General features: G+C 36.0%; 13 protein-coding genes and 1 other annotated feature. Of the genes, 7 read left to right on the forward strand and 6 right to left on the reverse strand.

Features of this window, described 5'->3' with window-relative positions:
• Positions 1-47 precede the first annotated feature (47 nt).
• Both J4P91_RS11955 and J4P91_RS11960 read left to right on the forward strand, forming a co-directional pair.
• On the forward strand, positions 48-746 hold the full coding sequence (locus J4P91_RS11955) for a pirin family protein (protein ID WP_207994294.1): 699 nt from the start codon (positions 48-50) through the stop codon (positions 744-746).
• A 153-nt stretch (positions 747-899) separates the two neighbouring features.
• Complete coding sequence (locus J4P91_RS11960) at positions 900-2,552, forward strand: M4 family metallopeptidase (RefSeq protein ID WP_207994295.1); 1,653 nt, start codon at positions 900-902, stop codon at positions 2,550-2,552.
• A 46-nt stretch (positions 2,553-2,598) separates the two neighbouring features.
• Here the strand turns inward: J4P91_RS11960 and J4P91_RS11965 are convergent, their stop codons facing one another.
• Entirely contained in the window at positions 2,599-2,913 is a 315-nt protein-coding gene (locus J4P91_RS11965) for a metal-sulfur cluster assembly factor (RefSeq protein WP_000076465.1), read from the reverse strand.
• A gap of 288 nt (positions 2,914-3,201) precedes the next feature.
• Between J4P91_RS11965 and J4P91_RS11970 the strand changes: the two genes are divergently transcribed.
• Complete coding sequence (locus tag J4P91_RS11970; RefSeq protein ID WP_207994296.1) at positions 3,202-4,074, forward strand: AraC family transcriptional regulator; 873 nt, start codon at positions 3,202-3,204, stop codon at positions 4,072-4,074.
• A 367-nt stretch (positions 4,075-4,441) separates the two neighbouring features.
• Here J4P91_RS11970 and J4P91_RS11975 read toward each other — a convergent pair whose 3' ends face one another.
• On the reverse strand, positions 4,442-5,236 hold the full coding sequence (locus J4P91_RS11975; protein WP_207994297.1) for a class I SAM-dependent methyltransferase: 795 nt from the start codon (positions 5,234-5,236) through the stop codon (positions 4,442-4,444).
• Between the two features lie 116 nt (positions 5,237-5,352).
• Positions 5,353-5,626 (forward strand) — a binding site (T-box leader).
• A 51-nt stretch (positions 5,627-5,677) separates the two neighbouring features.
• Between J4P91_RS11975 and metG the strand changes: the two genes are divergently transcribed.
• The gene (gene metG / locus J4P91_RS11980; RefSeq protein WP_207994298.1) at positions 5,678-7,312 is read left to right on the forward strand and encodes a methionine--tRNA ligase; all 1,635 of its coding nucleotides are present in this window, start codon (positions 5,678-5,680) and stop codon (positions 7,310-7,312) included.
• A gap of 25 nt (positions 7,313-7,337) precedes the next feature.
• Here metG and J4P91_RS11985 read toward each other — a convergent pair whose 3' ends face one another.
• The 3 genes from J4P91_RS11985 to J4P91_RS11995 form a co-directional block, all read right to left on the reverse strand.
• Positions 7,338-8,240, reverse strand: a complete 903-nt coding sequence (locus tag J4P91_RS11985; RefSeq protein WP_207994299.1) for an EamA family transporter — start codon at positions 8,238-8,240, stop codon at positions 7,338-7,340.
• Positions 8,241-8,469: 229 nt separating this feature from the next.
• Positions 8,470-9,138 (reverse strand): response regulator transcription factor, encoded by a 669-nt coding sequence (locus J4P91_RS11990; protein WP_207994300.1) that lies wholly within the window; start codon positions 9,136-9,138, stop codon positions 8,470-8,472.
• Between the two features lie 412 nt (positions 9,139-9,550).
• Positions 9,551-10,021: a L,D-transpeptidase gene (locus J4P91_RS11995; RefSeq protein ID WP_207994301.1), complete on the reverse strand. Its 471-nt coding sequence runs from the start codon at positions 10,019-10,021 to the stop codon at positions 9,551-9,553.
• A 585-nt stretch (positions 10,022-10,606) separates the two neighbouring features.
• Between J4P91_RS11995 and J4P91_RS12000 the strand changes: the two genes are divergently transcribed.
• A complete protein-coding gene (locus J4P91_RS12000) occupies positions 10,607-11,221 on the forward strand; it encodes a DedA family protein (RefSeq protein WP_207994302.1) in 615 nt (204 codons plus the stop codon).
• Between the two features lie 60 nt (positions 11,222-11,281).
• Here J4P91_RS12000 and J4P91_RS12005 read toward each other — a convergent pair whose 3' ends face one another.
• The gene (locus J4P91_RS12005) at positions 11,282-12,058 is read right to left on the reverse strand and encodes a hypothetical protein (RefSeq protein WP_207994303.1); all 777 of its coding nucleotides are present in this window, start codon (positions 12,056-12,058) and stop codon (positions 11,282-11,284) included.
• A gap of 164 nt (positions 12,059-12,222) precedes the next feature.
• Between J4P91_RS12005 and J4P91_RS12010 the strand changes: the two genes are divergently transcribed.
• On the forward strand, positions 12,223-12,444 hold the full coding sequence (locus tag J4P91_RS12010; protein ID WP_017153287.1) for a helix-turn-helix transcriptional regulator: 222 nt from the start codon (positions 12,223-12,225) through the stop codon (positions 12,442-12,444).
• Positions 12,434-13,141, forward strand: a complete 708-nt coding sequence (locus J4P91_RS12015; protein ID WP_207994304.1) for a DUF3169 family protein — start codon at positions 12,434-12,436, stop codon at positions 13,139-13,141. The genes J4P91_RS12010 and J4P91_RS12015 overlap by 11 nt, the downstream gene beginning before the upstream one ends.
• The last annotated feature ends 20 nt before the right edge of the window (positions 13,142-13,161 follow it).

Genomic DNA, 13,161 nt, shown 5'->3' on the forward strand with positions numbered 1-13,161 from the left:
AAAATTTAATAAATATCTCGAATTCGAGATAATATGAGGTGAAGGATATGTTTAGAAAAATTGATCATAAAAATATGGGAAGAGCAAATCACGGTTGGCTAAATACACATTTTCATTTTTCATTCGCAGATTATTATAATCCAGACAATATGCACTTCGGAGCCCTTCGCGTTATTAATGATGATTTAGTAGCAGCGCAAACAGGATTTGATATGCATCCGCACCGTGACATGGAGATTATTTCTTACGTTGTGGATGGTGAATTAACGCATCAAGATAGCATGGGGAACCGCGGTACAATTGAGCGTGGACATGTACAATATATGAGCGCTGGTACAGGGGTATTTCATAGTGAACATAATTTAGGAAATGAAACATTACGTCTATTACAAATTTGGATTTTACCAGATCGTGCGGGGCATACGCCGAATTACGGTGAGTTTAAGTTTGATTGGAGCAAGCGTGAAAATACATGGTTCCATATGGTATCTCCAGTTGATGGCGATGCACCAATTGCAATTCATCAAGATGCGAATTTATATTCCCTATCATTAGAAGCTGGAAAAGAAATTAGTTTCCCTGTTAGCGAAGGGCGTCAAGTGTATCTTGTACAAATTGAAGGAAGCGGCGTTGTAAATGGTGAAACACTTGTAATGCGCGATGCAGCAGAAGTAGTTGAAGAAGATATTCGTATTCAAGCAACAGAGAAATCTCATTATTTAGCGATTGAGATGAAGAAACAATAATGAGTAAAGGAAAAAGGAGCGTCTAATGTGACGCTCCTTTTTTAGATGAAATTGTAAGAAAAATATTTCTCAATTTTTTTAAATAGGATATATTTTCCTTTTGCCGAAATGTATAAGAGTGTCAAAAATTTTTGGGGAATGGGGAGTGTTAGATTGAAAAAGCAAGTCGTTTCATCAGCATTAGCTTTATCCGTTATCGTTGGGGGTTTTGGAGCATTCGGAGCAACAAAAACACAAGCGGCAGAAGAGCAACAAATTCAATATCACCAAGAATTTAAAACACCAGCTTACATAGGTGAGGAATGGAAAGCTCCGCAAGGATTAGATAAAAAAGAAACAGTATTTCAATATTTAGAGAGCAAGAAGGACATGTTTAAACTAGCAGGAAATATAGAAAGTCATTTTAATGTTGTAGGGGAAGAAAAGGATGCTGAATCCGGTACAACACATGTGAAGCTAGTAGAAAAACATAATAATGTTCCTGTATATGGATCAGATCAAACAGTTGCACTTGATAAAGACAATAATGTAAAGGCATTTTTCGGACAAGTTATCCCGAATTTAGAAGATAAAAATATTCCGGCTGCAGCGAGCATTACTGATGAGAAAGCGGTAGAAATTGCGAAAGCTGATATCGAGAAAGAAATTGGAAAAGTAGATAAATATGATGGTGTGAAAAAAGATTTATATGTCTATGAAAAGGATGGACAATATTATCTTGCATACCTTGTAAAAGCATCTGTTTCAAAACCAGCTCCAGGTTACTGGCATTACTTTGTTGATGCAACAAATGGAAATGTGATTGAGAAATATAATGCAATCGATCATATTACTGGATTTGGATATGGTGTGTTAGGAGACAAGCAATCATTTGAAATTGCTCAAGATGAAAAAACAGGAGCATTCAATTTATTTGATGGAAAACGTGGAAAAGGTGTTCATACGTTTGATGCTAAAAATATGGATGAATTTTTGTTTAATATTTTCTCACAATTACTTGGATATACAGGTGAAGAAGTAGAAAGTAAATCAAAATTCTTTGAAGATAAAGCGGCTGTTGATGCGCATGTAAATGCAGGCAAAGTATATGATTATTATAAAAAGGTATTTAACCGTAATTCTTTTGATAATCAAGGTGCGAAGTTAATTTCTTCTGTTCACGTAGGGGAAAATTGGAATAATGCCGCGTGGAATGGTGTACAAATGATGTATGGAGATGGAGACGGAGAAGTATTCATTCCGCTATCTGCAGGCTTAGATGTTATTGCCCATGAGTTAACACATGCTGTAACAGAGCATACAGCAAACCTTGTATATAAAGATGAATCTGGTGCATTAAACGAATCGCTATCGGATATTTTTGGTGCGATGGTAGATCGTGATGATTGGGAGCTCGGAGAAGATATTTATACACCAGGTAAGGATGGAGATTCACTGCGTTCATTAAGTGATCCTGCATCTATTCCAAACCCATTAAAACCAACTGAAGGCTATCCAGATCATTACGACAAACGTTATACAGGAACAGCTGATAACGGTGGTGTTCATATTAACAGTAGTATCAATAATAAAGCGGCATATTTAGTATCTGAAGGTGGCACACATTACGGTGTGAAAGTAACTGGCGTTGGCCGCGAAGCGACAGAGAAAATTTATTACCGTGCTCTTTCAAAATATTTAACTGCAAACTCTAACTTTAAAATGATGCGCCAAGCGGCACTTCAATCTGCAGAAGATTTATATGGTAAAAACTCTAAAGAAGTACAAGCTGTAACGAAAGCTTATGACGCAGTTGGTGTAAAATAAGATAAAAAAAGACCTGACATCGATAATGTCAGGCCTTTTTTGTTATTTAATCACGGATACCTAGAGCGATTTTCGCCATACGTGACATACGCTCTTTTGACCAAGGTGGATTCCAAACCACATTGACCTCTATTTCATTTACTTCCGGTACATTTGTCGATAATACTTTTTTAACATCTGATACGATTTGCCCCGCCATCGGACAACCGATAGAAGTCATTGTCATTGTAATGACAGCATTGTTATTCTCATCTGCTGTCACATCGTATACTAAACCAAGATTGATAATATCTACACCTAATTCAGGATCGATAACAGCCTCTAAATTGGCATATAATTTCTCTTCGAATTCTTGCGACATGCACAACACTCCTAATATTAATGATATCCATTCTCATTATAAAGGAAATAAGATAAAGGTGCAGTGAAATAGCTCACAGTGTTTTTTTATCTTTCCTATACTGGCTATAAGTATGTGGAAAGAAAGGAAAGAGTTAAATGAATGAAATAAATTAGCTGATAAGAGTCTTTTCAGTTACCATATTTATATTATGGAGCTTATTAAGAAATCCTACATAATTGTACACGAAATGTCGGATAGGTACATTTCACTTCTGCTATTCTATTTCTAAAGAGGGAGGTCATATAAATGGATTTGCTTGAAAACATGAATGGAGCATTAAACTATATTGAAAAAAACCTTACTAACGATATTGATTTTAAAGAAGTAGCAAGGCTGGCTTTTTGCTCCGAATATCATTTTAAAAGGATGTTTTCTTTCCTTGCGGGTATTTCATTGTCGGAGTACATCCGCCGGAGACGTCTTACTCTTGCAGCATTCGATCTTAAAGATAGCGGCATAAAGGTCATTGACGTTGCTATAAAATACGGATACAACTCACCAGATTCTTTTGCAAGAGCTTTTCAAACTTTGCATGGTATAACACCGTCAGCAGCCAGAAATAATGGACATTTATTAAAGGCTTATCCACGAATGACCTTTCAACTATCCATCAAAGGAGGAAATGAAATGAACTATCGAATTAAAGAAAAAGAGGCATTTCACATAATTGGCATCAAGAAAAGAGTACCTTTAATTTTCCATGGAGTTAATCCTGAGATTGCCTCTATGTGGAAGGATTTAGATAGTGAAATGATACAGAGACTTAAGGATCTTTCTAATGTCGAGCCTTTGGGGCTGCTTAGTGCGTCAACGAATTTTTCTGAAGGGCGAATGGAAGAAAACGGGGAGCTTGATCATTATATAGGGGTGGCAACAACTAAGGAGTGTCCAGTTAATCTGACACAACTTGAAGTTCCTGCTTTAACATGGGCCATATTCGAAGCGGTCGGACCGTTTCCGGATACGTTGCAAGATGTATGGGGACGCATTTATTCCGAGTGGTTTCCATCTTCAAACTATGAGCAAGCAGAAGGACCAGAAATCTTGTGGAACGAGAATAAAGATGTAACTTCGCCGAACTTTAAAAGCGAAATATGGATACCAATTTTGAAGAAGTAGTGAACAATAACGTGACCTACAACAAGCAAAGGTTATGATAGGGCATAAAAAATAAGAAAATCCTATTGTGTTTTTAAAACATATCATGTATACTTCTAATTAGTTGATAACGATTATCAATATCAACTAAAACATTACTCTTCGTTATGTTGGTCATACCCCTTTTGACTGCGTAAGTCAGAGACAAAATGTTGAAATACCTTGTGTCCTATTCTACAGAATTATGGTAATCTCCAACCTCAACTTATATGCGTTAAGCATGCAAAAAGGATCCTATCCGTGAAGGGATCCTTTTTTGTATTATTCCGCTATTTGCGGGCCGTAAAAGCCTGATTGGTGTGGGATAATCACTGATTAAAGTTTCACTTTATGTTGTAGCGATTAATGTGTAAAGTCCTGGGGTACGTTCTTCAATTCCTTTTGGTGCAGAAGACGGAAAGACCCAGCGCTGGTGTGGACCACATTCCTCGGTAAGCTCTTCAATACGGAGGTTTGCTTTGGCGATTTCTGTAATAATTTCTCCTAGTGTCCAGCGGCGAATTTTTGTATTTGGTAGTGATTTTCGTTGCGTCTCATCAAGTAGAATGCTATAAGCGACGTCACTTTCAATAATCCCTTCATAGAAATAATCACCATTTGCTTGAAACATTGGATGATCTATCGCTAATAGCTTTGTATAGAGCGGGTGATAATCACGGAGTATGAAAGTGCCACCATCTATTAATAGTTGTGAGATCAATTTAAAAAGTGGTTTGAGATCTAAAAAATAATGAAGTACACCTAGTTCTAATAAAACAATATCAAATGTTTTGGAGGGAGATATCTCTAGTACATCTGAAACGATATATTCAATAGACACCTCCGTAGCATCCGCTAGCTCATTTGCATATTTGGCGTTGCTCTCGGAAATATCTACAACGGTTACGTCGGCGCCTAATAATGCGAATGCGACAGCTTTATTTCCTTTGGAGCCAAGTAAATTGATAATTCGCTTTCCTCGTGGGTTTTGTATATAAGGTAAGTAGTAAGCTACTTCATGAGCAGGATTTTGCATGAGTTTCTTTGCGTATTCTTTTGGAGTACCGTGCCGATTCGTCCATGCTTTATAGGCAGCAGCATTCCAGCCTTGTTTATTAATTGTGCTTAACTGTTGTTGATTCAATGAACTCGCTCCTTTCTTTGAACATGTACATATTCGGAAAGAATTATTTATTTCCTTTTTTCTTCGAATTAAAGTTTGATTTTTCTGTATTTTAGTCGTAAAATACGTATTATATATGAAAAGCGTTGAAAAGGAAAAGTAGAATGAAACCATTCTTTCCAGAGAGCTTCAGCAGCTGAGAAGAAGCAAGAATGTTCATTTGAACAATGGCCTTTGAGCTGGGTCCTGAACTTATCAAATGATAATAGTAGGCGGCGACGAGAGTTGGTTCTCGTTATCAAAACCACAGTATAAGAGCATATGATTGCTCCGTACTTGATGAGGTTAGTTATGTGAATAGCTGACGAAATAAGGTGGTACCGCGACTGTTTATACAGCCCCGCCCTTATCTTTTCTGAAGATAGGGGCGGGGCTTTTTATATTTAAAAGGAGGAATAGAAGATGAGTATTTTTATTGGTGGAGCTTGGCCGTATGCGAATGGATCTTTACATCTTGGGCATGTTGCGAGTCTATTACCTGGAGATATTTTAGCTCGTTATTATAGAGCGAAAGGTGAGAATGTTCTTTACGTCTCAGGGAGCGATTGTAATGGAACACCAATTGCCATTCGGGCAAAGCAAGAAGGGGTTACTGCAAAAGAAATTGCTGATTATTATCATGAAGAATTTGAGCGATGTTTTAAAGGACTTGGCTTTACGTATGATTGTTATACGCGTACAGATACAGAGCACCATCATGAAATAGTACAAAAGATTTTCTTACGGTTATTAGAAGAAGGCTTTATTTATAAAAAGACAGTTGAGCAAGCATACTGCGAAACATGCGCACAATTTTTACCGGATCGTTATGTGGAAGGGATTTGTCCACATTGCCATGAACCAGCACGTGGAGATCAATGTGATGCGTGCTCAGTCATTTTAGATCCGCTTGATTTAGTAGAAAAGAAATGTAAACTATGTGGAAGTACGCCAACTGTTAAGGAGACAGAACATTTCTATTTTGCACTTCATAAATTCGAGCGGCAGATTAAGGATGCAGTATTTATTGCAAAACAAGAGGAAACATGGCGTGATAATGCCATCCAATTAACAGAGCGGTATTTACAAGAAGGATTACAAGATAGGGCTGTATCACGCGATCTACCTATTGGAGTACCAATTCCAGTTAAGGGATATGAAGATAAGAAAATTTACGTATGGATTGAAGCAGTTTCAGGTTATTATTCAGCAAGTAAACGATGGGCTGAAGAAACAAGGAAAGATGATGGAGAGTTCTGGAGTAGCAGTGTGAAGACATATTATGTGCACGGTAAGGACAACATCCCGTTTCATTCTATTATTTGGCCAGCTGTATTACTTGGAATCGGAGAAACAGCGATCCCGTGTCATATCGTTTCCAATGAGTATTTAACCGTTGAGAAACGAAAGTTATCGACAAGTAAAAACTGGGCAGTATGGGTACCGGATATATTAGAGCGATATGATCCAGATTCAATTCGTTATTTCTTAACGACTAATGCACCAGAAAATCGCGATACCGATTTTTCTTGGCGTGAATTTATTTATAGCCATAACAGTGAGTTGCTAGGCGCATACGGAAACTTTGTAAATCGTACACTAAAGTTCATTGAGAAGTATTATGATGGTGTAGTGCCGAAAGGAAATGTAAATATAGAACTGAAAGAAAGAGTGGAGGAATTATATCATAAAGTAGGAAGTGCAATTGAGCAGGCTCATTTTAAAGTAGCATTAGAAACAATATTTGAAACGGTGCGCGTTGCAAATAAATATTTTGATGAAGAGCAGCCTTGGAAACGGAGGGAGGAAAATCCTGCTGCTTGTGAAGAGACGATTTACACCTGCGTATACTTGATTGTAAACTTTGCGCAGTTACTTGAGCCGTTTTTACCTTTTTCTAGTGAAAGGGTGCGGAACATATTATCAATTACGAGTGTAAGCTGGAAATGTGAAAATGTATTGCCAGAGCGAATTAGTCATGTGCAGCCATTGTTTGAGAGAATTGATGTAAAGCAAATTGAAAAAGAGGTAGAAAAGTTGTACGGGGTATTAAAGTAAAAAGAGCACATCATGTGCTCTTTTTTTAGGCGCTTCGTTCTATGTTTTGTTTCTTCTCTTTCCGTGCAGTCAAAATTTGTGGTGTGAAAATACCAAGCAATATGCAAACAATACCAAACCATTGCAGTGGCGATACGACTTCATGAACAAGTGTAATGGAAGCGATGATTGCTGTTGGTAATTCAGCAGCTCCTAAAATCGTTCCAAGTCCTGTTCCTACTTTTGGAACACCAATTGAGAAGCAAATGACAGGTACAACAACTCCGAAGAATCCAAGGAAGAATGCATATTTCCATAATCCAGCCTGTAAGGCACCATCAGTTAAGAAGGTTGGAGGAAAGATTAAGCAAACGATAAGCGTAGCACTTGTTGTCATTAGAAAGCTTTTTGTATATGGTGGTACATTTGTAGCAACGCGTCCGCTTGCAAAAATATAAAAGGAAAAAGAGACAGCGGCTAATAGTCCAAAGATAATGCCTTTTGTAGAGAAGTTTTGTCCAAGTCCTTCAAACACACCACCTGCAAATAACGTTCCGGCAAATAAAATAATAATCGATATTACCTTTTCGCGGCTTGGTAATGTCTTGTTAGCGATCGCTTCAATGACTACCCCAATCCATGTAAATTGAAAGAGTAGAACAACGGCGATGGAAGCAGGTAACTCTTCTACAGAAATTGCGTAGAAAATCCCGGTCATGCTCATTGTTGTTCCGACAGCTAATAAGGACAATGCTTGTTTTTTCGAGACTTTATGACGTGAGAAGAAAAGAACGAGCAATAAAAGTCCAATCCAGCCAAATACATATTGTCCACCTAATAGCTCATGCGCAGAAAAACCATTCATAAAGCCGAGTTTGAAAATTGTAGAAAGTACGCCGTAGCTACAGGCGCCAAATAAAACTAATAATGAAAACTTAAATTTCTCCATAAAAATCCTCCTTTTACAAATAAAAAACGCCCGTTGTCTAGTTTAAGACAACGGGCGAACGAAACAGAGTGAAAACTCTACAAAATTCCGCCACTCACAATCGTGTGTGAGTTTGGGTATGCAATTATAAAACGTATGAGTTCGATTCCTTATTTGTACATGTTTTCAGTGAATAGCATAATATAAAATAAGATAAAAGCAGATTAAAAATAAAAACATGTAATAAGTATTATGAATCTAGTTTATAACCAATACCTTTTACTGTTTTAATATAAGGTATATTTAATTTTTTACGCAAGTTTTTTATATGTGTATCGATTACTCGCACATCACCATAATATTCATAGCCCCATACTTTATCTAATAGATCACTTCTTGATAATACTGTTCCTTGGTTTTGTAAAAGCATAGCAATAATTTCGAATTCTTTCGTTGTTAATTCGACTTTCTCACCATTTATATAAGCAGTATAAGCTGGGAAATTCAGCATGAGCTCATTGAACTGCAAGATTCCCATATTTTTTTCAGGTTCGGATGTAAGTCCTCTTCTTAAAACAGCCTCCATTCGTTTTATGAACACAGTATGGTGAAATGGCTTTATTATATAATCATCTATCCCCAGTTCAAACGCTTTAATTTCATTCTTTTTATCGTTACATCCTGATAACATTATAATAGGAATATTTGATTGTCCTCTTATAATTTGGCAAGTACTATAGCCATCTATATCAGGTAATGTGGAATCAAGTAGAATAAGATCATACGAATTTTTTTGAAACTTAAGTATGCCTTCTGTCCCAGAACTTGCGATGTCAATTTTATAATTATGCGCTACTAAAAATGTTTGGATTTGTTTTTGCATATCTGAATGTTCTTCAATTGCTAATATGCGCTTCAAATTATCACTTCCTAAAGTATACGTTTACAAATATAGATGCAACTTGAATAGTCGAAAATGCTCTGTGATTGACTGAGATAGATTGATGAGAGCTGTTTGCTTTAGTTGGAAATGAAAAAACTACTGACGAAAGCTTCATCTTGTATGTATACTGCTCTTTCTTATGGAGGGAAAGAAAGAACTGTACGCCATGATATCAACAAAAATATATTTAAATGTTTATTTTTGTAAATATTTAAATTTTTTATTTCCTGTTACATTATATATGCAAGGTAAGTATTTGACTACTCAAAAATAATAAAGTGAAACTTTAATCAGTGGGGGTTTTACAGCCCGGGAATAGAGGAATAAAAAGAAGCCAAGATATAAAGGTCTTGGCTAAGTTCTAAATGTTTTCTTTCATGTATATAAACTATTTCGTTACAATGACAGTCGCTTGTTTTTCCACTCGATCAAATAACCAATGGATATCTTCATTGAACATACGAATACACCCAAGGGTTGTATTTTTTCCGATAGCTTGGTTGTTATTTGTTCCATGAACCGCGTATGTTGTTCCCCAAGTTCCTACCATGTTTAATCCCATCCAACGATCACCAAGTGGGTTACGTGGGTCGCCGCCCTTAATATGTCTTGTATAGTACGGGCGATTTTTAATTTTGTTTACAATAATAAATGATCCAATTGGAGTTGGTGTAGCAGCTTTTCCTGTAGCGACAGAAAAACTTCTAATAAAAGTTCCATTTTGATAGAAATCCATCTTATTAGTAGTTGTGTTGACAATTAGTTTTTGCTGCGATGCAGGAGTAGCTGCTTCTGTTTTTTCATAGGGAACTATTGCACATAAACTTAGTATAAAAATAGTAAATAATAATTTTTTCATGATGTTCTCCTGAGTATTATTTTGTTTTATAATAAGTTCTTTCCTAATCCATAAATTTGATTAGAAAGAACTTATTAAAATTATCAACAAATTCCGCTATAATTCTACATTATCAACATGAAGTTAATATGAAGAAGAAATGAGTTTAATATGGTTTTTGAGATGTCTGAGTTTTTAGCTAGAAATGTATTCTATGTAGGTGGGGGATAACTGCCCGTAAAAGCCCGATTGGTGAGGGCTTTCCATCAGTGGTGATGAAGAAAACTCTCACTGTTGGAAGTGTCACTTTATAAAGTGAAGTTAGAGAAAAGTTAGAAAAAATTCTCAGTGCGAAAATGCACGAAAAACGTTATTTTATTGTATATAGGGAGGAAAAATGAAGATTTTTTAAAATATATAATAGATATTGGAAGGGTTTTGTCGAGAATTTCATAGAATTGGTTATTTTAGTATTCTCCTTACAAAAATGTAATCTAAATGTAAGCTATTACGATAGTTATTTCGACAAAATTTTTATACAATTACAGTAACAGTTTGTACGTGATTGATGCTGTATGTAGATCAAAAAGAAAAGGAGAGATCGACATGGAATGGGTTCATGAATTATTTCAGCAATACGGCTATTATGTTGTACTTGTAGGGTTGCTGTTAGAATATATTGCGCTTCCGTTTCCAGGAGAGCCAACGTTAGCGTATGCGGGTTATTTGGCACAGATAGGAGAATTACAATTACCACTTTTAATTATCTTATCATTTATTGGAACGAGTGTTGGGATGACGATTCAATACTTTTTAGGGAATAAACTTGGTATGCCCTTTGTACAGAAATATGGGAAGTATGTGTTTTTAACACAAAGAAAGATTGATTTAACGAGAATATGGTTTGATAAATATGGATATTTCCTTATTTTTATCGGCTTCTTTATTCCAGGGGTCCGTCACTTTACTGGATATTTTGCAGGAATCATTAATTTACCGTTCCGTCGCTTTGCGATAACGATCTACTCTGGCGCCCTATTATGGGTATCTTTCTTCTTAATCGGTGGCTATTGGTTAGGTGGAAACTTACATGATATCTTTGGAATGCTTGGACAACACATTGGAAAAATTATTTTCGGAGTGATTGTAATTGTAGCAATTACGTTAGGAGTTCGTTTCCGCAAACAATTAAAACGTGTATTTGTACAAGGTGTAAATTAATATGGAATCCATTCTATGTCGAAATTTGGAGGGAGCAGTGCTGATAGGCACTGCTCCCTCTTATTGTACTTTCCAGTTTGCTTTTATTTTACCTGTAAGGTTGTGACCAGTCACCACAATATAATATGTTCCAGTTTTAGTTGCTGAAAGCTGGTAAGTATCTTCGTTTATTTCTGAAACAGATTCGATTCTGTTAAACTCACTAGAAAAGTGAAGACCATGACCGTAGCTACGGTTTTCAACAGGAAGAAATTGGACGTTAATTTCAATCGTCTCTCCTTTTTGGGCGCGGATTGGGATTTTATGTTCTCCGTTAAAATATGAAAAAGTTACTTCAAATTCATTTTTGGTAGTATGTTCGATCCATTGTTCTTTTTTTGTAAAATCAATAGAGGCAATTGTGATGAATAAAATGGAGACGATAATAGGGATGGCATATCGAAACCATTTCGATTTTTTTGCGATATATGTGCAGAAATAAAAGAAAACAGCGCAAATCGCTCCGATTGACCCTGCAATGAAAAAAAAGATAAATGGTTCACCGCCGAACAATTGAACAGGAAGAAAAAATAGATAACCACAAATGATATACAGTAATGCTTTTTTTGTAATGCTTGTTTGTTTAGAGCTGAGTTTATCGATGATGAGTGAACACAAGATTGCATAGAAGAAAAGAACATAAGCAAAAGGGTTATATAGGATGTTATATGTGACATCGGAGAGTTCATATAAATCAAAGTTGTTTGTTATAAAGAAAAGTATTGCAAAAGAAAAATAGAGAACAAAAGCGGCAGAAAATTTAGTAAGAAGGTAAGAAAAAATCAATTTTTTCTCCATATTTCACCTCGCATATTATGTATTTTAAATATATTGTACAAAACTTTTGAATATGAATGTATAGTTGGTTTTGACATATATGAATGTCAAAATGACAATGATAATTGACAAACGGAAGGATATTATTTACAATTTTATTTAAATAAAAGAAAAAGAGGTTAGGTATGAAGCTTCAAAATCGAGTGAGAGAATTCAGGGCAAAGCATCGAATGTCACAAGGAGATTTAGGGAAAGCAATTGATTCATCGCGGCAAACGATTAGCTTAATTGAGCGTGGGGATTATGCACCGTCGATTGTCTTGTCACTTAAGATTGCGCGTGTTTTTGGGGTATCAGTGGAGGAGATATTTATGTTAGTTGAGGGGGAAGAAGGAGATGGAGAGTAGGGTAAAACATATAATGATTTCTGTTATGAAATTATTGGGATCTATGTTAATTGGCCTAATCGTTGGATACATATTAGCTCATTATTTTGGCGTTAGTCCAAACGGAGATTATTCTTATGCGGAAGTAATTGCGCTGTTCATGTGCTGTATAGTTGCTCTAGTTTGGTTTGGAAAAAATATGTGGACATTAACAAAGTTACGTGATGAAGAAGAAAGTATACAGGGGCGTAGACTAGGGGCTATGCTAATTTATTTACGTGCAAGTGAAGTAATTGTATGGTCTTGGGCCATTTGTGCTGCAATTATGTATTATCGATCATTTGCAGCAGGAACGCCTCATTTATTTGAAATTGTAAATTTTGTCGTGTCTATTGTATGTTTGATTCTTGTAATATGGATTGGCTTTATTATGAAGAATCGATATAACGAGTTGTACCCAGAGCAGCGAGTTACATATTCACAATCCATGGAAATGTGGGCGAGAAATGCAGATGAAGGGCAAAAACATATCGTCCATGAGGCAGGCTACAAGGCGTATCAGTTTACAAATGTTGTGCTTGCATGGGCATGGATCTTGTCAATTGGTTATACAATTGTAAGTGAAACAGATTTCTTCTTGATTGGTATAATTTCATTTGTTTGGGTTTTGCATATCGGAAAATACATGTATGAAATGCATAAAAAAATGATTTATTAACGTTACGGATTATTGAAGGG

Origin of the sequence: Bacillus sp. XF8 (genome assembly GCF_017498755.1) — a bacterium.
Classification (GTDB): Bacteria; Bacillota; Bacilli; order Bacillales; family Bacillaceae_G; genus Bacillus_A; species Bacillus_A bingmayongensis.